Source organism: Herbaspirillum sp. CAH-3 (assembly GCF_009668275.1).
Lineage (GTDB): Bacteria > Pseudomonadota > Gammaproteobacteria > Burkholderiales > Burkholderiaceae_D > Herbaspirillum > Herbaspirillum aquaticum.
In genome coordinates, this window is sequence record NZ_VSWE01000018.1 from 81,741 (window position 1) to 104,576 (window position 22,836).

Below are 22,836 nucleotides of genomic sequence, written 5' to 3' on the forward strand. Positions count from 1 at the left end.
CGCTTACTTCGCCGGGGCGCTGGTGGCCGGGGCAGCGGCCGGGTCGGCATCACCGCCCAGCGAGGGATCGGCGGCCGCCGCAGCGGCTTCACGCGCCAGGTCCTTTTGCAGGCTGTCGGTGATGTCGATGGCGCGCGGTGTGTCGCCGGTGCGTACCTTCTGCAAGCCATCGACGATGAGCTTGTCGCCTTGCTGCAAGCCACGGCTGATCCACCAGTTGTTGCCCACGGCACGCGCCACGGTCACCAGGCGCTGCTGAACCTTGCCGTCGGCCCCCAGTACCAGGGCCGTCGCCGCACCGGTCTGGTCGCGGCTGACGGCCTTCTGCGGCACCAGCAGCGCGTGTTCATCCACGCCTTCTTCCAGCACCGCACGCACGTAGGCGCCGGGCAGCAGCACCCCGTCCGGATTCGGGACCACCGCACGCAGCGTGATCATGCCGGTGCCGGTATCGACCGACAGGCCCGTGAATTCGAGCTTGCCGGTGCGCTCATAGGTGGAGCCGTCTTCCAGCAGGATCTTGACCTGGGCGGCATTGTCACCGCTCCTTTTGATCTGGCCGCTGGCCAGTTCGCGGCGCAGGCGCAGCAGGTCCACGGTGGATTGCGTCACGTCGACGTAGATCGGATCGATCTGTTGCACCGTGGTCAGTGCGGTGGTCTGGCTGGCCGTCACCAGCGCGCCGGGGGTGACGCTGGATTTTTCGATGCGGCCCGAGATGGGCGAGAGGATCTTCGTGTATTGCAGGTTGATGGCCGCCGTCTGCACTGCGGCCTTCTGCACTTCCACGTCGGCCTGGTTCTGGCGCAACGTACTCTGGGCGTCGTCATTGTCCTGCTTGGAGACGGCGTCGATCTTGTTCAGCTCGGCATAACGGTCTGCCTTCAGCTTCGAGGAAGCCAGCGTGGCCTGTGCCTTGAGCAGGGAAGCCTTGGCACTGTCGTAGGCGGCCTGGTAGCTGGCCGGATCGATCTGGTACAGCGGCTGGCCGGCCTTGACGTTGCTGCCTTCCTTGAACAGGCGCTTCTGGATGATGCCGCCGACCTGCGGACGGATATCGGCCGCCAGGTAGGCCGTGGTGCGGCCGGGCAGCTCGGTGGTCAGCGCCTGGCGCTGGGCTTTGACGACGATGTAGCCGACTTCGGACTGGGCGGCAGGCTTGGGCTGGTCGCCGGATTTGGAGCAGGCGCCAAGGACGGCCACCAGCACCAGCGACAGCGCCAGGCGGGCTGCGGTGGAGGAACTGCGCCCCGGACGACGCGGAAGTGAGAGGTTTTCTTGCATGATCGGGTGGCTTTCTGCCCGTCCGCCAGCCGCCATGGGCGCGGGTTCCGGGCGCAATGAGCTATCGGACCTGCGATTATCGGCAACAAATGTGAGGGAAAAATGAGCAAGCGCGGCAGTATGTCCGCCCTGCAACAGCGCGCGTCACATCGGCCCCTGATGCACCACCACCGGCCCCGTTCTTGATAAGCTCTGGCCTGATTCCACCGACCGCCTGCTGCATCCCATGTCCATCGCCCACTCGATCGCCGAGCTGACCGACCGCTTCTTCTATCGCGCCAACATTCGCCTGAAGCTCTTCTATGCGATGCTGGCCCTGATCGTGGTGGTGATCGCAGCCATCAATGGCGCGGGGCATTACATCTTCAACCGCGACTTCCTCGGCTATCTCAACGAGCAGGCCCAGCAGCGCATGGAAGACATGGTGCCGCGCCTGGAGCAGGCCTATCGCGAGCACGGCAACTGGGAGTTCCTGCGCGACAATCCGCGCGCCTGGTTCGAATTGATGAAGCCGGCCATCGTCGAACATGGCGGTGCAGTACGCGCTTCAGGCCCCACCTTCACCCCCTCCGACCTGACCGGTGCAACCCTGCGCTTTTCGCTGCTTGATGCCCGCCGCCAATTGGTGATCGGCTATCCCGCGGTCGGTCCTGATGCGCGGCTGAGCCCGCTGCTGCAGGATGACGTCATCGTCGGCTGGGTCGCGCAGACGCCCTTCGAGAGCGTCATCGGCTCCATCGACCTGCGGTTCCAGCAAAGCCAGTTCCTGGCGCAGATCATCATTGCGGTGGTAGCCGTGATGCTGGCCGCCTTCCTGGTGGTGCGCATCTCGGGGGTGCTGACCCGTCCCCTCACCCGTGTGGCGCGTGCCACGCACCGGCTGGCCGGCGGCGATTACGCGATCCGGGTGGAAGTGGAATCGGGCGACGAAGTGGGCATGCTGGCCCAGGACTTCAACCAGCTGGCCATGACCCTGGAACGCAACGAGAAACTGCGGCGCGAGTTCATGGCCGATGTCTCGCATGAATTGCGCACCCCCTTGGGCATCCTCAACGGCCAGCTCGAGGCCCTGGAAGATGGCGTACTGCAGCCGGATGCGCAAACCCTGCGCTCGCTCAAGAGCGAAGTCGAACATCTCAACAAGCTGGTCGGCGACCTCTACGATCTGTCGCTGGCCGATGCCGGTGCCCTCACCTATCGCCGCACCGACATCGACCTGGCGCCGCTGCTGCGCGACAGCGCGGCGATCTATGCCGAGCGCTTCAGCCAGCGCGGCATGACGCTGAGCTGCACCCTGCCCGCCGCCATGCCGGTGCATGCCGACGCGGCGCGTCTTCAGCAACTGTTCAACAACCTCTTCGAAAACAGCCTGCGCTACACCGACAGCGGGGGCCGCCTGCAGGTGCATGCGCAACTGCTGCAACAGCACTGGCACCTGGTCTTCGATGACAGCGAACCGGGCGTGCCCCCTGAGGTGATGGCGCGCCTGTTCGAGCGCTTCTTCCGGGTCGAGGCCTCGCGCAACCGTGCCAGTGGCGGCGCCGGGCTGGGCCTGGCGATCTGCCGCCGCATCGTTGATGCGCACCAGGGGACCATCGGGGCCACGGCATCCCCCCTGGGCGGACTGCGGGTCGCGGTGGTGCTGCCGGCCCGCCTGGACGATGAGGGAGACATGGCATGAGCGGGCCCAACGAAGATTTCCTGTTCACCGCGCCCGAGCGGGCCGACATCCTCATCGTCGAGGACGAGCCCAAGCTGGCTGAACTGCTGCAGAAATACCTGGCGGTGGCCGGCTATGACTCACGCCATGTGGCGCGCGGGGATGCGGCGCTGGATGCAGTCCGGGCGCAGCGGCCGGACCTGATCCTGCTCGACATCATGTTGCCGGGGATGGATGGGTGGGAAATCTGCCGCCAGTTGCGCACCTTCTCGGACGTGCCGGTACTGATGCTGACGGCCCGCGCCGAGGAAGAAGACCGCCTGCGCGGCCTGGAGCTGGGGGCCGATGACTACATCGGCAAGACACCGTTTTCGCCGCGCGAGATCGTGGCACGGGTCAAGTCCATGCTCAGGCGCAATGCCTCCGTACAGCGTTCAGCACAAGCGGAACCGCCGCCGCAGGGCAGCTCGCCGCTGGTCATCGACGAGACCCGCCACCAGGCCAGCGTACGCGGCGAGCCGCTCAACCTGACGCCGCTGGAACTGCGGCTGCTCAAGACCTTCGCCGCCGCGCCGGGCCAGGTGTTTTCGCGGGAACAGCTGCTCAATCACCTGCACGATGACGACCGCTCAGTCACCGATCGCGCCATCGACACCCACATCAAGAACCTGCGCCGCAAGCTCGAACCCTGCTTCCCCGGACACAATGCCATCCAGGCGGTGTATGGCGTGGGTTATTGCTTCGCGTTTCCACCGGAATGAAAGACACCCTCCATTCATTCCGGATTGGAATGAATGGAGGGTGCGGCATATACGGTATATATGGACGGCGTAACCATAAAATACGTTTGGCGGAGCCTGCTGAAGCACGCCCCGCCGAACCCGCCTCAACGCTGGATCTTGAACACACTCACCACCTGCGACAAGCGCCCGGCCTGGTCCTGCAAGGACTGCGCGGCGGCGGCGGCTTCTTCGACCAGCGCCGCATTCTGCTGGGTCACTTCATCCATCTGGGTGATGGCGCGGTTGATTTCCTCGATGCCGGTGCTCTGCTCGCTGCTGGCCGCGCTGATCTCGGCCACCACGTCGGTGACGCGCTTGACGCTGGCCACCACCTCGCTCATGGTGGCACCCGCACGCTCGACCAGCTCGCTGCCGGCACCGACCTTCTGTACCGAGTCGTCGATGAGCTGCTTGATCTCCTTGGCGGCAGACGCCGAACGCTGCGCCAGTGAACGCACTTCCGAGGCCACCACCGCAAAGCCGCGTCCCTGCTCGCCGGCACGGGCCGCTTCCACGGCGGCATTCAAGGCCAGTATGTTGGTCTGGAAGGCGATGCCGTCGATCACCGTGATGATGTCGGCAATGCGGTTAGAGCTCTCGGTGATGCCTTCCATGGTCTGCACCACCTGGCCCACCACTTCACCGCCCTGGCTGGCCACGTCCGAGGCCGAGGCGGCCAGCTGGTTGGCCTGGCGCGCGTTGTCGGCGTTCTGCTTGACGGTGGCCGTCAGTTCTTCCATGGCCGAGGCGGTTTCTTCCAGGGAGCCGGCCTGCTCTTCGGTGCGCGAGGACAGGTCCAGGTTGCCGGTGGCGATCTCCTGCGAGGCCGTGGTGATGGCATCGGTGCCATAGCGCACCTCGCTGACGATCTTGTGCAGGCTGTCGTTCATGGCGCGCAGGGAATGCATGAGCATGCCGGTTTCATCCTTGCTGTCGGAACGGATGTCCACCGTCAGGTCACCCTGTGCCACGCGCTCGGCCACGCTCACCGCCTCATTGAGCGGACGCGACACCGCGCGGGCCACTGCCAGCGCCAGCCCGAAGGCGATCACCACGATGGCGGCCAGCAGGCCGATGATCCAGGCACGCGCAGCATTGAAGACATCGGTGGCAGCCTGGTCCGAACGCGTGCTGCCGGCGTCGTTGATCTTGATGATCTCGTCCATGCTTTCCAGCATGCTGCGGAAGGTCTTGTTGGAGTCGCCCTTGAAGATCGCACGCGCTTCTTCTTCCTTGCCCTCACCGGAAATCTCGGCGAGCTTCTTGTCGATCTCCAGGTAGGTGGCGAAGCTCTTGGAGAACTTTTCGTAGGCCAGCTTCTCTTCCGCTTCCGAAATCTGGGCTTCGTAAGTGGCGCGCTGCTTGGCCAGGATCTCCAGGCGCGACTTGATGGCCTTGAGCGCATCTTCACGCTCGGCCGGAGTGGCTGCCGTGATCATCTGCAACTCGGAAATGCGCATGCGCGGCAGCGAGGCCTGGATCGACTGCGCCGCCTTGATCGTGGGCAGCCAGTTGGTGGCCATGTCGGTGGAAGCCTGGTTCACCGCCTTCAACTCGCGAATCGCAAACACGCCGAGAATGACCGTCAGGATGATGACGGCCGCAAAGGAAAGAATGAGCTTCTTGGCGATCTTCAGGTTGTTGAACCAGTTCATGTCTGCCTCGTTGTTCTGCTGGTGATGGATTCCACCAGCGATTCTAGGCAGGTCTGAAAGCGGCCATAACGCCGATTACACGGGCGTTTACGGGGCAATTGCCCGCTTCCTGCCTGAAGCTGACAAGCCAGACAGCAAAGGCATAGCTCATGGTGCAAACTGGTCAGGCCACCTGATCACTACCTCTCTTCAGGCGATAAAGTTTTCGATTGCACAAGAGGCGTTTGCTCACGGCGCTCATGCCAGTCCCCGCCCAGCGCCTTGATCAGGAACACCGACACCAGCAGCCGCTGCCCCATCAATTGCGCGGCCTGGCGTTCGCTGTTGAGCAGGGCCTGCTGGGCGGTGATGACATCGAGATAAGGCGTGGCACCGCCTTCGTAACGGCTGGTGGCGATGTCCAGCACGCGGCGGGCACTGGCAATGGCCGATTGCGATTGCCGCCAGGCGCGGTCCAGTGAAGCGATACCGGTGATGCCGTCTTCCACTTCCTGCATCGCGGTCAGCACGGTGCGGCGATAGGTCGCCACGGTGGCGTTGTAGCCGGCCTGGGTGAAGTCCACACCGGCGCGCAGGCGACCGGCATCGAACAGGCTCTGCGAGGCCGACACGCCCAGCGACCACAGCACGCTGGGGGCATTGAAGAGCGTGGCCCAGTTGCGGCTGTCCACGCCATAACCGGGCTGCAGCATGAAACTGGGGTAGAAGGCTGCGCTGGCCACCCCGATCTGCGCATTGGCCGCGGCCATGGAGCGCTCTGCGGCAGCCACGTCCGGGCGGCGCTCCAGCACGTCCGACGGGATGCCCAGCGGAATGTCGGGCAGCGCGATGGGCGCCAGCGACGGCGGCAGGCTGAAGGCGGGTGCCGGCGTGCCGGTCAGCGTGGCGATGGCATGCTCGTATTGCGCACGCTGGCGGCCCAGCAGGTCCACCTGGGTCAGCGTGTTGTCCAGCAGGGCTTGCTGCTGGGCCACGTCCAACCCCGAGGTGGCGCCCAGGTCGTGGCGCGAGGTAGCCAGTTCCAGGGCCTTGCGCTGCAGCGCGATGGCACGCCTGACCACGTCCAGCTCGATGTCCAGCTCGCGCAGGTTGAAGTAATTGCTGGCCAGTTCAGCCGTCAGCAGCAGGCGGGTATTTTCCAGGTCCGCTGCCGATTGCTGGGCCGAGGCCGTGGCCGCTTCTACTGAACGCCGCACGCGTCCGAAGAAATCCAGTTCGTAACTGACATTCAAGCCCAGCGCGAAATCGTTTTGTACGGTCGAGAAGTTGGGCGAGTTGTAGTTGGTCAGCGGCCTGTTGGCCGAGATGCGGGCGCGTGCCGCACGCGTATTGATCCCCAGCTGGGGCGACTGCGCCGCGCCCGCCACATCGAGCTGCGCACGCGCCTGCGCCAGCCGCGCACTGGCGATGGCCAGCGTCTGGTTGCCGGCCAGGGCCTGCTGTTGCAGGGCATTGAGTTGCGCATCGTTGAAGCGCTCCCACCACGGCCCGCGCGGGGCGGCGTCCTGCGGCTGCATGGCGCGCCACGGGGCTTCCGGGGTCCAGGCGGCGGGCATGTCGAGCTGCGGGCGCACGTAGTCCGGACCGCTGGCGCAGGCGGCCAGCAGCAGGGTGCTGGCCAGGGCCAAGGCTGGAGCGATGCTGTGGCGGCGCGGCAGGCTCATGAGGCGGCCTTCTTGTCGGCGGCCTTGTCCTTGGGCTGCTCCAGTGTAGGCTCGACCTGGTCGCCTTCAGCCAGCGAATCGGAAGGATTGAGGATCAGTTTTTCATCGCCCTTCAAGCCCTCCAGCACTTCCACCGTCAGGCCGAAATTGCGCCCCAGCCTGACCGTCTTCAGGCGCACATTGTTCTGCTCATCCACGGCCGCCACCAGCGAGCCATCACGCCGGAACATCAGCGTATCGGCCGCTACCAGCAGCGTGCCGCTGGGCTTCAACGGCAGCTGCACCTGCACGAAGGCACCGGGCAGCAGCGCGTTGTCGGCATTGGAGAGCGTGACCTCGATCTGCATCGAGCGCGTGGCAGCATCGATGGAGCCAGCGGTGCGTGCCACCTTGCCCTCGAACTTGCGTCCCCGCAGTTCGGACTGGGTCACCGTCACCTGCTGGCCCGTCTTGACCAGGTTGGCGTAGGCCTGCGGCACATTGACGTAGACCCGCAGCGGATCGGTCTGCGACAGCACGAACAGCGCACGGCCCGCGCCCGGGTCGATCAGGTCGCCCACATCCACATTGCGGCGCGTGATGATGCCCGAGAACGGTGCCACGATGCGCTTGAACCCTTCCACCTGGCGCAGCCGCTCGACGTTGGCGTCGGCCGCCGCCAGGTTGGAACTGGCCTGGGCAAAGGCGCTGCGGCGTTCATCGAGTTCCTGCTGGGAGACGGCGTCCTTCTTGCGCAGGGCTTCCCAGCGCGCCATCGAACTCCTTGCCAGCTCCATGCTGGAGGCCGCTTGTTGGCGTGCGGCCAGGGCTTGCGAGAGTTGCTGGTCGATCTCAGGCGTATCGAGTTCGGCCAGCAGTTCGCCCTTCTTCACTTCCGATCCGATGTCCTTGGTCCAGCGCTTGAGGTAGCCGCCCGAGCGTGCCGAGATGGGCGACTGCACGAAGCCCTGCAGGCTGCCCGGCAGGGCCAGCGTCTGGCCGTCGGCGCTGCTGCGGGCCGGCGCCACCCGCACGAAGATCTTGGCGCGTTCAGCGGTGCCGGCCTCCAGCGCACGGGCGTTGGCAGCGCGGCTGATGAGGGTGCGCGCGGCACCGGCGGCCAGCAATACCAGCACCACGACCAGCACCAGCCGGGCGCGTTTCATCATCTGCTGGCGCTGTTGCGGCTCGCCCTCGCCCAGGGGGTGGATACCGAGTTCGGAATGACGGTCATGCGACATGGTTCAAGACTCCTGATGTGCGGGCCCGCCCGCCAGATGACGTCGCCTTTCGGCGCGGCGGGCCAGCCGCTGATGCACACCGGCGAACACCACCGGCACGAAGAACAAGGTCGATACGGTGGCCAGCAGCAGGCCCCCGATCACGGCGCGCCCCAGCGGCGCGTTCTGCTCGGCCCCCTCGCCCAGGCCCAGGGCCATGGGGATCATGCCGATGATCATCGCCAGCGCGGTCATGAGCACCGGACGGATACGGGTGGAACCCGCTTCCAGGGCGGAGGCCAGCGGGGTCGCGCCCTCCTCGCGGCGCTGCCGGGCAAAGGCGACGATGAGGATGCTGTTGGCGGTGGCCACCCCCATGGTCATGATCGCGCCCGTCAAGGCCGGTACCGACAGCGTGGTGCCGGTAATGAAGAGCATCCACGCAATCCCCGCCAGGGCGGCCGGCAAGGCGGCGATGATGATGGCTGCATCGATCCACGACTGGAAGTTCACCACCACCAGCAGGTAGACCAGCACGATGGCCATGGCCAGCCCCACGCCCAGGCCGATGAAGGAGGACTGCATGGTCTCCACCTGGCCACGGATGACCACCTGGCTGCCGCGCGCCAGCTTGGGCTTGATCTCCTCCACCAATTTGGCGACCTTGCCGGCCACGCTGGCCAGGTCGGTGCCCTGCACGCTGACATAGACATCGATGGCCGGCGAGATGTTGTAGCGCGAGGCCACCGCCATCTGGCGTCCGGCATGCACATCGACCAGGTTGCCCAGCAGCTGCGGCGGAGTGGTGGCGTTGGCACCGGCACCGACCGGGATGTTGAGCAGGGCATCGAGTGAATCGACCTGGTATTGCGGCGACTGCACCGCGATGCTGTAGACCACGCCATTGTTGGGATTGAGCCAGAAGGCCGGCTGTGTCTGGGAGCTGCCGGACAAGGCAATGAGCAGGTTCTGCCCGACGTTGGCCGCCGACAGGCCGAACTGCTGCAGGCGCGTGCGATCCATGCGCAGGTCCAGCGAGGGACCATCCAGGCGCTGGTGCACGTGGGCGTCGACCGCGCCCGGAATCTGGCGGATCTGCTTGGTCAGTTCGGCGGCCAGGCGCGCATTGGCTTCCATGTTGGGGCCGGTGAACTGCACGTCGATGGCCGCTGGCAGGCCGAAGTTGAGGATCTGGGTGACGATGTCGGCCGGCTGGAAGAAGAATTCGATGCCCGGGAAACGGCGCGGCAACTGTTCGCGCAACAGCGATACCAGTTCCTCGGTGGGACGATGGCCCTCCTTCAATGCCATCAGGATCTCGCCATCGAGCGTGCCGATGGTGCCGGCGTTGCTGTAGGAGAGGTTGATGCCGGAGTTGGGCACGCCCAGGTTGTCGAGGATGGTCTCCAGCTCGGACGCCGGGATCAGCGAGCGGATGACGCGCTCGACCTCATCGGCGGCGCGCGCGGTTTCCTCGATGCGGGTACCGGTCGGCATGCGCATGTGCAGGCGGATCTGGCCACCATCCACGTTGGGGAAGAAATCACGCCCGAGGAAGGGATAGAGCAGGCAGGACAGCAGGCAGAACCCCAGGAAGCCCAGCGCGAAACGGCGACGGTGCGCCAAGAGCGAAGACAGCACCAGCGTATAGCCATGGCGCACGCGCTCGAAGCGGTTGTCGAAGGCGCGATAGAGCCGCTGCAGCAGGCTCGCCTTGGCGCTGTCGACCTGGCCGTGACTGCCCATGAGCAGCATCACCAGGGTCGGCACCAGGGTGCGCGAGAGCAGGTAGGAAGCGGCCATGGCGAACACCACCGCTTCGGCCAGCGGGACGAACAGGAAGCGCGCCACGCCCGAGAGGAAGAACATCGGCACGAACACGATGCAGATGCACAGCGTCGCCACGAAAGCCGGCACGCCGATCTCGCCGGCCCCGACGATGATGGCGTCATGCAGCGGCTTGCCCAGGTGCAGGTGGCGCTCGATGTTCTCGATGGTGACGATGGCCTGGTCCACCAGGATGCCCACCGACAGCGCCAGGCCGCCCAGGGTCATGAGGTTGAGCGTCTCGCCCAGCGCGGCCAGCATCAGGATGGCCGCCATGATGGACAGCGGAATGGTCAGCCCGATGATGAGCGTGCTGCGCCAGTTGCCCAGGAACAGCAGCACCATGGCGGCCGTCAGCCCGGCGGCGATGAGCGCCTCGCTGATGACGCCGGTCACGGCTGCCTTCACGAACAGCGACTGGTCGAACAGCGGCGTGATCTTGATGTCTTCCGGCAGGGTCTGGGCGGCGGTGGGCAGCAGCTTGCGCAGGTTGTCGACGATGTCCAGGGTGGAGGCGCCGCCATTCTTGAGGATGGACAGCAGCACGCCGCGCGCGCCATCCTGGCGCACCACGTTGGTCTGGGGCGAGAAGCCGTCGCGCACGTTGGCCACGTCCTTGAGGTAGATCGTGGCACCGTTGGCGGTGCGCACCGGCAGTTCATTCAAGCCGGCCACCGCCTCCGGCGAGCCGTTGATCTTGACCGAATATTCGGTGCCCCCGAACTTGGCCGTACCGGAGGGCAGGATCAGGTTCTGGGTGTTGATGGCGTTGACCACGTCGATGGGCGAAAGGCCGCGCGACTGCAGCGCAGGCGTATCGAGGTCGACCGAGATCAGGCGCGTCTTGCCGCCATAGGGAAAGGGCACGGCCACGCCGGGGATGGTGATGAGCTGCGGGCGCAGCGTCTGCACGGCGGCATCGAAGACGGTTTGCTCGGGCAGCGTGGGCGAGGACAGCGCCAGTTGCATCACCGGGATGCTCGAGGCCGAGTACTTGATCACCAGTGGCGGCGTGATGCCCGGCGGCAGCTGGCGCAACTGCGACTGCACCGAGGCCACCACCTGGGCGATGGCGGTCTGGATGTTGGCCTTGGGCTGGAAAAACACCTTGATCACGGCCACCCCGGCCAGGGATTGCGACTCGATGTGTTCGATGTCGCTCACCACCGTGGTCAGCCCGCGCTCGTTCTGGGCGGCGATGCGCTGGCCCATTTCCTGGGCCGACAGGCCGTTGTAGTTCCAGATCACGGAGACCACCGGGATATTGATCTCGGGGAAAATGTCGGTGGCCATGTTCTTCAGCGTCAACGGCGTGGCCAGCACGATGAGCAAGGCCATCACGATGAAGGTGTACGGGCGGCGCAAGGCCAGCGCGACCATGTTCATGAACTGCTATCCCTGTGAAACGGGCAGGCCGGACCAGGCGTGCTGTGGCTCACCCATGCCCGCGACCGGCATCCCGTGCGATGCCTGCCGTCCTCTCCCGCAATGCTGTAGTTCGTGTTGCGCGGCCTGGCGTGCTTCCCCGGTGCCCCGACCGCGTTGCCTGAATTGCGCCGTCCTGTTCCCTGTCCTGCGGCCCCGATGTTGTTCTTCTGGGACCGTACGGCGTGGCTATTGTAACGGCCCCGCAGGCCGCGTGCAGGGGGCGTTGCGACAAATCGCTTTCTGACAGAAATGTCAGCGAAACGCTTCTCGCGGGCTGCAAACCCAACCGGAAAAATGTCCACATGGCGGCGCCGGCAGGAATGCAGTCGCTATGGCACACTGCCCTTCCCTTCCGCTTTTTCTGCATCATGGAATTCCTGCGCCAGCGCATCGAAGCCAACGTCCTCGCCATCAGCCGTGGCCACGGCAGTGCCGATTTCCTGCAGCCACCGGGCGATCCCGGCCTGTTCGGTCCGGACTCGGCGGCGTGGCAGGTCCACAGCGATTTCACCGCCATGCTCACCGGCGGCGTCGCTGCATTGCTGCTGCAGATGCTGCATCCCCTGCCCCTGGCCGGCGTGTGGGACCACTCCAACTTCCAGGCTGACATGCTGGGCCGCCTGCGCCGCACCGCGCAGTTCGTGGCCGGCACCACCTTCGGCAGCCGGGGGGACGCCGAGCGCCTGATCGACCGCGTCAAACGGATTCATCTTGGCATCACCGGCGTGGCACCTGACGGACGCCCTTATGCGGCCAGCGATCCGGACCTGCTCACCTGGGTCCACGTGGCCGAGGTGCACTGCTTCCTGCAGGGCTATCTGCGCTATCGCCGTCCGGATTTCCCGGCGGCGCGCCAGGACCAGTACCTGGATGAGATCGCCTGCGTGGCTGAAGCGCTGGGCGCACGCGAGGTCCCGCGTTCAAGGGCGGCCATCGCCGGTTACATCGAGCGCATGCGGCCGCAATTGCGCTGCGACGATCGCACCCGCGCGACCTTGCAACTGGTCTTGAATGCGCCTGCTCCCAACGCGGTAGCACAGCCGTGGACGCGGTTGATGATGCGCGGTGGCGTGGACCTGCTGCCGCCCTGGGCGCAGGAGATGCTGGGCGTGACCCCGCGCGGACCGCTACGGCGCGAACTGCTGCGGCGTTCGGTATGGCTGGCCGCGCAGCCGATCCGCTGGGCCATGCGCAACGGCTCCATCCACCTGGCACGCAGGCGCATGGGCTTGCCGCCGCAGCCCTGACCATCCTTCAGGAAAACAGGCCCAGGCTGTCATCGGTGGCGATGGCCACCGCGCCTGCCGCCGCCGCTACGGGGGCCAGGTCGGTGGCATCGCGCTGACTGCGGCTGCCCGCTGCTTCGCTGCGGCCTTCCGGGCCACTGGTGTCGCCCCTGCCATCAGCGCCGTTGTCCCAATCCCCGCTGGCACCGCCGCCGTCGAACTGCCCCTGGAAGGCGTCCGGATCGGGACTGCGCTCACTGAGCTCGCGCAACAGGCTCACGCCCTGGCTGGACGTCGTGAAGCTGAACAGGGCGGCATGGTCTTGCTCATCGCGACGCTGCGCGCGGCGTCGCGTCACCGGCTGCACTGCCGGCAGTTGCGCCAGCAGCGCACGCAGCTGGGTCCAGCGGGCTTCCTCCATCCCGCTACCGCTGTGCAGCGACTGCCGGATCAGCCGCACCAGGGCCACCAGCGCACGGGACGCGGTCAGCAGTGCACGCCGTTGCTCATCCAAACGATCCAGCTCCGCCCGCAAGGCCGCGAGCTGGCCATGGCGCTTGCGGTCGATGTGACGGGTCAGGCGCACGCGCATCAGGGCCAGCGCTTCGCCATAGGCGGGACCGGCCAGCCACGCCATCCAGCCGAACCACACGAAGCGGCGCTGATGGCGGGCGAAGCTGTCCAGGATGAGTTCATCGACGAAGTCGGGGACTTCCCGCTGCAGGCGCGCCAGCGTGGAGCGCGAGATGGCCGGCAGCAATTGTTTTTCCACTAGCCGGATGCGATAGCGGCGGCGTTGGCGATCGGCGATCTCGATATCGTGCCGGGTCTTCTTCAGGCGCGGCGTGAGCGCGGCGTCGGCCTGTTCAAGAATCGGCAGGGCTGCGCGCAATTCGGCGCGCTGGGCGTCGGTCAAGGGAGGGATGCTCATGCGGCCAGCTCCTCGCCGTCTTCATGACGGCTGGCAAAGTAACGCGCGAAATAGTCGCGCAGGCCCGGCTTGTCCATCGTCGCGGCCCATTCCAGCGGCTGACCGGGGTGGATGGCGAGGTCGTTCCAGGGGTCGTAGCCGAGGTCGGTAATGTCGTGCATGCGCAGGAAATAGCGGCGATTGACCGCATCGCCATGCCACAGGTGGCGGATGTGGCCGGGTACCACGCCCAGGCTGCCGCGTACTTCTTCGTGGAAGCGCGCGCTCCATGCGCGCAGGTGTGCCAGTTGGCGCGGCTCATGCTTGAGCGCATTGCGGATGCAGAAATTGCAGTCGTTGAAGATGGCATGCGCCATGAAATGATCGGCGCTGCCGGAGATCGCGCCTTCGTAGAGGCCCACGCGATCAAAGATCTGGCGATGCATGGCCCAGCCGTAGCCGGTGTGGCCATGCAGGTCGTAGCGCCCGGCATCCAGCGTCGCGGGATCCCTGGCCATCACGCTGGCAAAGGAATGGCAGAGGTCCGGCGTGGCACCGGCATGACCGTGACGATCCAGCCGCGTGCAGGTCTCGAAGAGCTGCACCACCCGATGCCGTTGCAGGGCCTGCACCAGGTCGGCCGGCCAGCGCGGATTGTCGAACAGGATGTCGCAATCGATCCAGGCGACATAGCGGCAGTTCGCAGGTAGCCAGGACGCGCCGAGGTTGAGCAGTCTTTCCTTTTGCCACAGCAGGGTTTCGGCGCGTATCTGGATGACGTCCAGGCTGGGCGGCAGATCGAAGGGCGCATCACCAAAGGCACATTCCACGGTCAGGCAGGCGACGCCGGCCTGGCGCATGCCCAGCATGAACAGGTCGTAATTGCGGCGCCGGCTGGCATAGCCGGCCGGATTGAAATAGGTAGTGATGACGAACAGCTCGGACATGGCGCAGCGCTCTTGTTGTCGTTATGGCCAGTGCCTGTTCACATTCGCGGATTGAATGTGAACAGGCCCCAATGCAGACGCTGATGCGTCTGGCGCCTAGACCGCGCTTATTGCTGGAAAGTTCGCAGATAGGCCAGGATGTCGTCGATCTGCTTGTCGCTGCCGATGCCCCAGAACCGCATCTTGTTGCCCGGTACCACATCGCTGGGGGCCTTGAGGAAAGCGCGCAATTTGTCTTCGGTCCAAGTGAAACCGGCCGCGGACATCGCCGGAGAATACTTGAAGTCAGCGGTGGAACCGGCCTTGCGCCCGATCACGTTGGTCAGTTGCGGACCGAAACCGGCGCGCGCCGAAGGGCCTACTGCGTGACAGCTCGCGCATTTGGCGAAGGCGGCGCGGCCGGCCGCGACATCTCCCGCCGCCAGTGCGGACAAGGGAGCAACAGCAATGACAAGGGCAAATGCCAGGCAATGATTCAGGCGCATGGGTCGTTCCGGCCAACGCCGGCATCAGGAAATTACTGGATCACGAAGTGGCGGGCTTCGAGACCGGCTTTCTGCAGGAAGGCCAGCAGGGAGTCCGCTGTGGTGGTCTCGATTCTATCGCTGAAGCGCAAGGCGTTGGGATGATCGTCAAAAGCGATGTTGGCCTTGAACATCCGTCCGCCCAGGCGCGTCATCGGCCCCAGGTTCAGGGTATCCGGCACGTAGCCCTTGAACTTCAGCCAGGCCTGCGCCTGCTCGCGCGTGGTGATCTGCGGCTCCAGCGCCATGGCCAGGGTTTCGTTGACCCACTGGTTGGATTGCTGGTAGCGCGTCGCCCACGGATACGCCAGCATGTTGTACTGCGCTTCGTGCAGGCGCGTGACCTGCGGCCGCGTGAGGATCGCTCGCAAACGCTGTTGCACCTCCGGCTGCGGCACGGCCACATAGGCCTCCAGCAGGAAGGGGGAGTCCATGAAGAACTGCCCCAGCCCCTGTTCATAAAGATTGCTGACGGCCGTCCCGCATTCGTTGAGCTTGTGGACCACCACCCACTGCTGGCCCTCGCGATAGGCAAACGCCAGGTGCGAATAGCGTTGCTTGTACTTGCTCAGGTCCTGCCCGACCCGGCCGATGATGACCACGTCGGCACCGCTGTCATTGAGCCGCTCGACGGTACGCACGGCCATTTCCAGCTGGGCTTGCACGGCGGTGGCCTCAGGGATGGCCTGCTCGCAGGACTGGCCGGCATGGGCCGCCAGCGGTACAGCGATGGCCAGGGCCAGGCTGGCTAGCAGGCATTTGATACGAAGTTGAAACAAAGCCATGGCGATCTCCCCTGCTGCCGGTCAGGACAGCTTCTCGCTCTTGAGCAGCGCCCGGCCCAGTGCATTGGGAATGATCGCCAGCACCTTGCCGGAGGCCACCAGCAGCGTGCCCGAAGCAGAGCTCACGAAGGTCACCGATTCACCGAGGCCGACCGAGGTCGCACCGCTGACGTTGGCGCCGACCGTGACCGAGCCACGGATGCCCTCGCCGACTTTTTCCAGCACATAGACCGTGCCATCGGCCGAGGCTTCCACGCCCTTGACCACATAGCGTCCGCCTTCCGAAACGAAGGCGGCAGGCAGCATCACCGAGACGACCACCGAGACGGTGGACGCATTGCTGTTGTGCGACTGGGCATGCGCGGGAGCGCCCAGGAGGGCGGCGACCAAAGCGAAGGAAAAGGTGAGGCGATGCAGCAGCGGGCTGTTCATGATGGACTCCTTGTTCTTTGACTGATGATGGATGGGATTCCTGCTTGCCGGTCCGCCTCGGCGGGCCAGCGGGACGCACTGTAGCAACCCCGCCGCAGAACGCGGATCACCGCATCGCAAAGCGCAGTTCCTGTCGCATCCGGTATCGAAATACAATACCGGCCTAACATCACGCGCAGTGCGCATCACACGGAGGATGGACATGGCCCAGGCCGAATCGCTGGTCAATGCATTGAAGAACCTGCTCAAGGCGCGCGGCATCACCTATGCGCAACTGGCCAAGGGACTGGGCCTGAGCGAGGCCAGCGTCAAACGCATCTTCGCCGAGCGCAGCTTCACATTGGAGCGACTGGACCAGGTCTGCACCCTGCTGGGCATCCAGATCAGCGACCTGGCGCGCATGGTGGTGGCCGAGCAGCCGGTGCCCTCGCGTCTGACGGAAGAACAGGAAAAGAAACTGGTGGCCGATCCCAAGCTGTTGCTGGTGGCCGTGCATGCCCTGCACCAGTGGACGCTGGATGACATCCTCGCCAGTTTTGCCATGAGCAAGGCGGAATGCATCCGCCTGCTGGCGCGCCTGGACAAGCTGGGCATCCTCGACCTGCTGCCCAACAACCGCATTCGCGTGCGGGTCGCACCGGATTTCACGTGGCTGCCGGGCGGTCCGATCCAGCAGTATTTCCGCGCGCAGTTACGCAATGATTTCTTCAACTCCCATTTCGACAAGGCGGGCGAGAAGATGATCATGGTCAGCGGCACGCTTTCCGAGGAAAGCAATGCCGCCGTGCAACGCGCCATGAACCGGCTGTCCTCCGACTTCCTCAGCGCGCATCAGCAGGATTTGTCGCTGCCGCTGGAACGCCGTCATGGCACGGCGCTGATCGTGGCACTGCGGCCGTGGGTACCGGCGCAGTTCCGCGACCTGCGCCGTGCCGGGGACGACTAGGAAAATTATTTCGCCACGGCCACCGGAGCGCTGCCCGGCGCATGCTCACGCCGCTCGGCCAGCACACCCCACACCACCAGTGCCAGCAAGGCAATCGCGGTCAGGGCCGCAAAGGCCGCGCCATACCCGTAATGCTTGGCCACCACGCCGGCCAGCGCCGGACTCAGGGCCGCACCGATGGACTGGATCGTGGTCACCGCGCCCAGGCCGATGTTGATGTGGCCGCTGCCCTGCAGGATGCGCGCCACCGAGCCCGGCAAGGCCACCCCCAGCAAACCCGCGCCCACGCCATCGAGCATCTGCACCGGCAGCAGCGCCCAGGGGGAATCCCAGACCCCGGCCACCAGGCCGCGCACCGGCAAGGCCAGCAGTGCCACGGTGATGAGCAGCCAGTAGCCCTTGCGGTCGGCGAAACGGCCCGCCAACAGCGCCGTGGGAATCATCACCAGTTGCGCCACGATCACGGTGAGCGCCGTGTAGAGCGCCGGATCGGCATGGCCGCGCGAGACCACCGACTGGCTCAGCAAGGGCAGCATGGCGGCATTGCCCAGGTGGAACAGCATCATCGCCAGCGCCAGCAACATCAGCGGACGCGACCCGGCCAGCACCCGCCAGGTGGACACCTGCGGCTGGTCAGCGCTGCGTTGGGGATCCAGGCCGCGGGCGACATCGTGGTCGATGTCCTCGGGACGGATGCGCGACAGGCACAGCAGCGACGCCACCGCCATCACCGCCATGAGCAAGAACACCGCCGGCAAGCCCCAGAAATAGCCGAGCGCACCGGCCAGTGCCGCCGAGAAGACATTGCCGCCGTGGTTCCAGGCCTCATTGTTTCCCAGCTGCGAAGGCAGGCCCTGCTGGCCGACGATGCCCAGCGTGAGGCCGGCAATGGCCGGTCCGATGATGGCCCCGACGATGCCGGTACCAACCTGCGACACCGCCGTGATCGTGAAACTGGGCGAGACCAGCAACAGCAGCGAGCCCGCCACCACCAGTACCGATCCGATCCCGACCACCAGCCGCTTGGCGCGCACCGCATCGGTCAACGCCCCGGCGGGCGTGGTGGCCAGCATGCCGGCGATGCCGCCCAGCGTCATCACGTAGCCGATGTCGTCCGCGGCCCAGCCGTGGCCCATCAGGAAAACACCGAGGAAAGGACCGAGCCCGTCGCGCACATCGGCCAGGAAGAAGTTCAGCCTGGACAGCCAGGCGATCGAGCCCGCTTTGGCGTTCATCCGATGGGCCCCTTGAAGATGAAGAAGGCGCCCAGGCAGATGCAGCCGAAGCCAACCAGGTGATTGATGGTGAATTGTTCGCCCAGGTACAGCACCGAGAAGATCGAGAACACCACCAGCGTGATGACCTCCTGCATGGTCTTCAGTTCGGCGGCGTTGTAGACGGAGTGGCCGATGCGGTTGGCGGGCACGGCGAAGCAGTATTCAGCCAGGGCGATGCCCCAGCTGACCAGGATCACCAGGTACAGCGGCCGGTTCTCGAACTTGAGGTGGCCGTACCAGGCAAAGGTCATGAAGACATTGGAGATGATCAGGAAGACGATGGGAAGGATTTTCGGCGACATGGTTCTTTTTCTTTATCAGGTGGATGAAATGACACGCGGGAAATCGGGCAGGCCGGCCGCCTGCCCTTGCCGCAAGCCCTTATCGGACGCGGCTGTACAAGGGTTGCAGGGAATCCGCGCTGGCACCGACATCGATGGCCTCGATGGCGGTCCCCATACTGTTGCGGGTCCCCAAGCCATTGGCAGCAAACGGCGCGCCAGGTTCCAGGGGGGTGCGCAGACTGTCAGGGGCGAAGCGCACGATGCTGCCGTCATCCAGGATGACGCCATTGGCTTCGCCGCGCGGGCCGGTCAGGACCATGGCGATCTTGCCCCGTACCGAGAGCTGGCGCAATTGGGCAGCGCGCAGGTGGGGCGGCAGCGGCGGATTGGCATCGAAAGCGGGCGGACGGTCGATCACGGTCTGGCCGCTGGCCAGGTTGACGATGGCATCGGCCTTGATCACGCCGGCCGCTTCACCCTGGCCGAAGACGCGCACCGACTGGCCCGGCTTGACCGCGTTCTGCAGCGTCTGCGACAGGTGCGGCGGGAACTTGATCACGGTGCGTTCGCCCACCATCAGGCCATCGACCTCGCCATAGGGATTGATCAACAAGCGGCTCACGCGGCCTTCGGTGATGGGGGCCTGGGCGGTCATGGCGGCGTCGTAAGTGGCGGGCGGAGCCGGGGGTGCCAGCGGGCCGGCCGCCGGAGCTGCCCCCGGCGACGGGGCCGGCGGCAAGGCCTGGGCTTGCGTGGCCATCATGGAACCCAACAGGGCCAGGGCCGAGATCGCGGCCAGCGAACGGGGAAGGAAAGTGGAACGGTTCATGACAACTCCTTTGGGGTGAGAGGGGCACACCCTCTTTTGCAAACGCCGTGCCTGCCATGAATCCTTTTAAAATCAATGACTTGCAGATTGCGTCAGGCCGACATGTGTCCGTTCCCGTGACACCTTGGCGTCCGCTGGCGGACACCGTCCGCGGCGCCCTCACATGTCTTCACCGAGCACGGCCTGTCCCTGGCTGCTCAACAACTGGCCGAAGCGCTCGCCTGTCCATTGCGCGGTACTCCCCAGCGGGCGGCCGGGCAGCCACAGCATCTGCACCGACAACAGCGGCAAGGCCAGCGCCGGACAGCGCAGCGGCACCAGCGCCTTGGCGTGATCGAAATATTCGGCGACGTTGACCGGCAGGATGGCCCAACCCAGGTTGTCGGCCACCATCTCGGCGATGCTGTAGTGATTGTCGGAGCGCCACAGCTTGGGGCTGTACACCGGTTCTTCGACGCCATCGGCCTGCAGGATCAGTTGCCGGTATTGCGCCAGGTCGGTCTTGCGCAGGCGCTCACGCGCGGCCAGCGGATGGCGCGGCGAGACGAAGATGCCTTGTGCCACGGAACCGATATGGCGCTGGTCGAAGCCACTGGCCACGCGTCCCCGGTCGAAGTGAAAACCGATGTCGGCACGGCGCTGCTGCACGGCCGCCACCACTTCGGCCGGGGTGCCATCGAGCAGGGTCAGTTCCAGCGCTGGCGCGCGCGCCGACAATTCCCGCAGCAGCACGCGCAAGGCGGCATAGGGCAAGGCTTCGTCCAGCACCATGGTCAGGCTGGCTTCATCGCCTGCCGAAAAGGAGCGGGCGCGTTCTTCCAGCGCATCGGCCTGGCGCAGTACTTCGCGCGCTTCCTGCAGCATGGCCGCGCCGACCTCGGTGAGACCGGCCTTGTGGGCCGAGCGGTCAAAGAGCGTGACGCCAAGATCGACTTCCAAGAGCGCGATGGCCGTACTGACCGCCGATTGGGCCCGGCCCAGGTGACGTGCGGCAGCGCTGATGGAGCCCTGTTCGGCAGCAGCGACGAACTGGCGCAGTTGATCGAGATTCCATTGCATGTGGCGCTCCATCTGAATGATCGATAGACCTTATCTTGGTCGATCTGTCCTGACGGTGGATCATACTGGTTTTCCCACAAGGAGATCCCATGCAGAAATCACATGAACCGATCCGGACCGTGCGCCTGCGTCCGCTGGAGCGCGAGGACCTGCGCTTCGTCCATCACCTGAACAACAATGCGACGGTGATGCGCTACTGGTTCGAAGAACCCTATGAAACCTTCGCCGAACTCTCGGCCCTGTTCGAGGCCCACATCCACGAGCAGAACGAGCGCCGCTTCATCATCGATGCCGATGGCGACAGCAGCGGCCTGGTGGAACTGGTGGAGATCAACACCGTCCACCGCAGTGCCGAATTCCAGATCATCATCGCGCCCGCCTGCCAGGGGCAAGGGCTGGCCGTGCAGGCGACGCGGCTGGCGCTGGACTATGGATTCTCGGTGCTGAACCTGCACAAGATCTACCTCATCGTCGACCGCGAAAACGAGAAGGCCGTCCATGTCTACACCAAGGCGGGCTTCCGGCCGGAGGGTGTGCTCAAGGAGGAATTCTTCATGAACGGCCAGTACCGCGACGTGATCCGCATGGGCATCTTCCAGCGCGACCACCTGGGCCGCATGCAGGCCGCACCGGCGCAGGAACACACCGCACCCGCCACCGTGGAGACGGCGGTGCATTGAACTGCGCTCATTGAATTCAATGAGTGCGTCGAATTGATTTATCCACAGGAGAATCCAGCATGTCCGCTTACCTGACCCTGGCGGTGGCCATCGTGGCCGAGGTGATTGCCACCACCGCCCTCAAATCCTCACAGGGATTCACGCGCCTGTTGCCGGGCATCATCGTGGTGCTGGGCTATGGGGTGTCCTTCTATTGCCTGTCGCTGACCCTGCGCACCATGCCGACCAGCGTGGCGTACGCGATCTGGTCCGGCGTGGGGCTGGTGCTCATCACGCTGGCCGCCTGGCTGATCCATCAGCAGCGGCTGGACTGGCCGGCCGTGGCCGGCATCGCGCTCATCGTCGCCGGGGTGATGGTGATCAACCTGTTCTCGGCCAGCGCGGCGCACTAGGCGCGCACTTCACGCCGCATCGACTGCGGTGCCACGCCAAAGCCGCGCAGGAAGACTTCACGCATGTGGCGACGATCCCGGAAACCGGTCTCGCGCGCCACCACTTCCAGCGGATGGCGGCTCTGCTCGATCATCAGGCGGGCCGCCTCCAGCCGCAACCCCTCGATGGCCTTGGCCGGGGATTGCCCGGTCTCGGCCGTGAACACGCGGGTGAACTGGCGCGCACTCAGGTTGGCCTGCTCGGCCAGTTCTTCCACCGTCAGCGCGCGCTTGAGATGGCGGCGCGCATAATTCAGCGCATCCTGGATTCGATCGGTCTTGGGTGCCAGGGCCAGCATTTCCGAATGCTGCGACTGGCCGCCGGCGCGGTGCTGGTGCATCACCAGCTTGTGCGCCACGCTGCGCGCCACTTCCTCGCCCAGGTCCTTGCCGACCATGGCCAGCGCCAGGTCCAGCCCGGCGGTCATGCCGGCCGACGTCCACAGCGGACCATCGACGATGTAGATGCGGTCGTCTTCCACCTGGATGTCGGGAAAGCGCGCACGCATCGCCGTGGCATACGCCCAGTGCGTGGTGGCACGACGGCGGGCCAGGAGGCCTGACTCGGCCAGCACGAAGCCGCCGGTACAGATACCGGCAATACGCCTGGCCTTCTTCGCCGCGCGCTGCAGGAAGGCGCGCTCCTCCTGGCTGGCTGGCGACTCCAGCGGATTGCCCACGCCGCAGACGACCCAGGTATCGATGGTGGCCGTGGCAGCCGCCTTGGTGGTGTCCACGCGCATGCCCAGGGACGACATGGTCTCGCCCCCTGCAACCGAGTAGTTGTGCATGCGGTAGAAGTCGTGTCCCACGACCTTGTTGGCGTATTCAAAGACGGACTGGGTGGCCAGGCCCATGACCTGGAAGCCCTCGGTGAGCAGGTAGCCGATGTGGTGCATGTCCGGACTCCGTAACGATGTCTTAAAACACTACCATATACGTCATTCCGGAAGTCCGCAAGCGGCCTAAGATTCACTCCATCGACAACCCACACCGAAGGAGAACAT

21 protein-coding genes are annotated in these 22,836 nt (G+C 65.4%); 6 read left to right on the forward strand and 15 right to left on the reverse strand.

Annotated elements, in window-relative coordinates:
* Positions 1–3: 3 nt before the first annotated feature.
* On the reverse strand, positions 4–1,284 hold the full coding sequence (locus FYB76_RS21935; RefSeq protein ID WP_229297061.1) for an efflux RND transporter periplasmic adaptor subunit: 1,281 nt from the start codon (positions 1,282–1,284) through the stop codon (positions 4–6).
* Positions 1,285–1,510: 226 nt separating this feature from the next.
* On the opposite strand from FYB76_RS21935, the gene FYB76_RS21940 reads away from it, so the two are divergent.
* Both FYB76_RS21940 and FYB76_RS21945 read left to right on the forward strand, forming a co-directional pair.
* Positions 1,511–2,965 carry an ATP-binding protein gene (locus FYB76_RS21940; protein ID WP_088755509.1) on the forward strand — a complete coding sequence of 485 codons (1,455 nt, stop codon included), beginning with the start codon at positions 1,511–1,513 and terminating at the stop codon, positions 2,963–2,965.
* Complete coding sequence (locus tag FYB76_RS21945) at positions 2,962–3,705, forward strand: response regulator (protein ID WP_154135035.1); 744 nt, start codon at positions 2,962–2,964, stop codon at positions 3,703–3,705. Before FYB76_RS21940 ends, FYB76_RS21945 begins: the two co-directional genes overlap by 4 nt.
* A gap of 125 nt (positions 3,706–3,830) precedes the next feature.
* Here FYB76_RS21945 and FYB76_RS21950 read toward each other — a convergent pair whose 3' ends face one another.
* The 4 genes from FYB76_RS21950 to FYB76_RS21965 all read right to left on the reverse strand — a co-directional run bounded on the left by FYB76_RS21950 (position 3,831) and on the right by FYB76_RS21965 (position 11,457).
* Positions 3,831–5,381, reverse strand: a complete 1,551-nt coding sequence (locus tag FYB76_RS21950; RefSeq protein WP_154135036.1) for a methyl-accepting chemotaxis protein — start codon at positions 5,379–5,381, stop codon at positions 3,831–3,833.
* A 179-nt stretch (positions 5,382–5,560) separates the two neighbouring features.
* Entirely contained in the window at positions 5,561–7,045 is a 1,485-nt protein-coding gene (locus FYB76_RS21955) for an efflux transporter outer membrane subunit (protein WP_154135037.1), read from the reverse strand.
* Positions 7,042–8,265: an efflux RND transporter periplasmic adaptor subunit gene (locus FYB76_RS21960; protein WP_154135038.1), complete on the reverse strand. Its 1,224-nt coding sequence runs from the start codon at positions 8,263–8,265 to the stop codon at positions 7,042–7,044. Before FYB76_RS21960 ends, FYB76_RS21955 begins: the two co-directional genes overlap by 4 nt.
* A gap of 3 nt (positions 8,266–8,268) precedes the next feature.
* Positions 8,269–11,457 carry an efflux RND transporter permease subunit gene (locus FYB76_RS21965; RefSeq protein ID WP_154135039.1) on the reverse strand — a complete coding sequence of 1,063 codons (3,189 nt, stop codon included), beginning with the start codon at positions 11,455–11,457 and terminating at the stop codon, positions 8,269–8,271.
* 410 nt (positions 11,458–11,867) lie between these two features.
* Here FYB76_RS21965 and FYB76_RS21970 point away from each other — a divergent pair, with 410 nt between their 5' ends.
* Complete coding sequence (locus FYB76_RS21970; RefSeq protein WP_154135077.1) at positions 11,868–12,746, forward strand: oxygenase MpaB family protein; 879 nt, start codon at positions 11,868–11,870, stop codon at positions 12,744–12,746.
* A gap of 7 nt (positions 12,747–12,753) precedes the next feature.
* Here the strand turns inward: FYB76_RS21970 and FYB76_RS21975 are convergent, their stop codons facing one another.
* The 5 genes from FYB76_RS21975 to FYB76_RS21995 form a co-directional block, all read right to left on the reverse strand.
* Entirely contained in the window at positions 12,754–13,656 is a 903-nt protein-coding gene (locus tag FYB76_RS21975; protein WP_154135040.1) for a hypothetical protein, read from the reverse strand.
* Positions 13,653–14,582, reverse strand: coding sequence for a hypothetical protein (locus FYB76_RS21980; RefSeq protein ID WP_154135041.1), 930 nt, complete (start codon positions 14,580–14,582; stop codon positions 13,653–13,655). The genes FYB76_RS21975 and FYB76_RS21980 overlap by 4 nt, the downstream gene beginning before the upstream one ends.
* Before the next feature lie 107 nt (positions 14,583–14,689).
* Positions 14,690–15,067, reverse strand: a complete 378-nt coding sequence (locus FYB76_RS21985; RefSeq protein WP_195724697.1) for a cytochrome c family protein — start codon at positions 15,065–15,067, stop codon at positions 14,690–14,692.
* A gap of 32 nt (positions 15,068–15,099) precedes the next feature.
* Positions 15,100–15,891, reverse strand: coding sequence for a DUF2145 domain-containing protein (locus FYB76_RS21990; RefSeq protein ID WP_154135042.1), 792 nt, complete (start codon positions 15,889–15,891; stop codon positions 15,100–15,102).
* A 21-nt stretch (positions 15,892–15,912) separates the two neighbouring features.
* Positions 15,913–16,323, reverse strand: a complete 411-nt coding sequence (locus FYB76_RS21995; RefSeq protein WP_154135043.1) for a hypothetical protein — start codon at positions 16,321–16,323, stop codon at positions 15,913–15,915.
* Between the two features lie 202 nt (positions 16,324–16,525).
* Between FYB76_RS21995 and FYB76_RS22000 the strand changes: the two genes are divergently transcribed.
* Positions 16,526–17,269: a helix-turn-helix transcriptional regulator gene (locus FYB76_RS22000; protein ID WP_154135044.1), complete on the forward strand. Its 744-nt coding sequence runs from the start codon at positions 16,526–16,528 to the stop codon at positions 17,267–17,269.
* A gap of 5 nt (positions 17,270–17,274) precedes the next feature.
* Here the strand turns inward: FYB76_RS22000 and FYB76_RS22005 are convergent, their stop codons facing one another.
* The 4 genes from FYB76_RS22005 to FYB76_RS22020 all read right to left on the reverse strand — a co-directional run bounded on the left by FYB76_RS22005 (position 17,275) and on the right by FYB76_RS22020 (position 20,718).
* Positions 17,275–18,504, reverse strand: coding sequence for an MFS transporter (locus tag FYB76_RS22005; protein ID WP_154135045.1), 1,230 nt, complete (start codon positions 18,502–18,504; stop codon positions 17,275–17,277).
* Positions 18,501–18,848 carry a DMT family protein gene (locus FYB76_RS22010; protein ID WP_034335429.1) on the reverse strand — a complete coding sequence of 116 codons (348 nt, stop codon included), beginning with the start codon at positions 18,846–18,848 and terminating at the stop codon, positions 18,501–18,503. The genes FYB76_RS22005 and FYB76_RS22010 overlap by 4 nt, the downstream gene beginning before the upstream one ends.
* 79 nt (positions 18,849–18,927) lie before the next feature.
* Entirely contained in the window at positions 18,928–19,659 is a 732-nt protein-coding gene (locus FYB76_RS22015) for a hypothetical protein (RefSeq protein WP_154135046.1), read from the reverse strand.
* Positions 19,660–19,818: 159 nt separating this feature from the next.
* The gene (locus FYB76_RS22020; RefSeq protein WP_154135047.1) at positions 19,819–20,718 is read right to left on the reverse strand and encodes a LysR family transcriptional regulator; all 900 of its coding nucleotides are present in this window, start codon (positions 20,716–20,718) and stop codon (positions 19,819–19,821) included.
* An 89-nt stretch (positions 20,719–20,807) separates the two neighbouring features.
* Between FYB76_RS22020 and speG the strand changes: the two genes are divergently transcribed.
* Both speG and FYB76_RS22030 read left to right on the forward strand, forming a co-directional pair.
* Positions 20,808–21,398: a spermidine N1-acetyltransferase gene (gene speG / locus FYB76_RS22025; RefSeq protein WP_154135048.1), complete on the forward strand. Its 591-nt coding sequence runs from the start codon at positions 20,808–20,810 to the stop codon at positions 21,396–21,398.
* Between the two features lie 59 nt (positions 21,399–21,457).
* Positions 21,458–21,790: a multidrug efflux SMR transporter gene (locus FYB76_RS22030; protein ID WP_145605627.1), complete on the forward strand. Its 333-nt coding sequence runs from the start codon at positions 21,458–21,460 to the stop codon at positions 21,788–21,790.
* Here the strand turns inward: FYB76_RS22030 and FYB76_RS22035 are convergent.
* Positions 21,787–22,728, reverse strand: coding sequence for a GlxA family transcriptional regulator (locus FYB76_RS22035; RefSeq protein ID WP_154135049.1), 942 nt, complete (start codon positions 22,726–22,728; stop codon positions 21,787–21,789). The genes FYB76_RS22030 and FYB76_RS22035 overlap by 4 nt on opposite strands.
* Positions 22,729–22,836 lie beyond the last annotated feature (108 nt).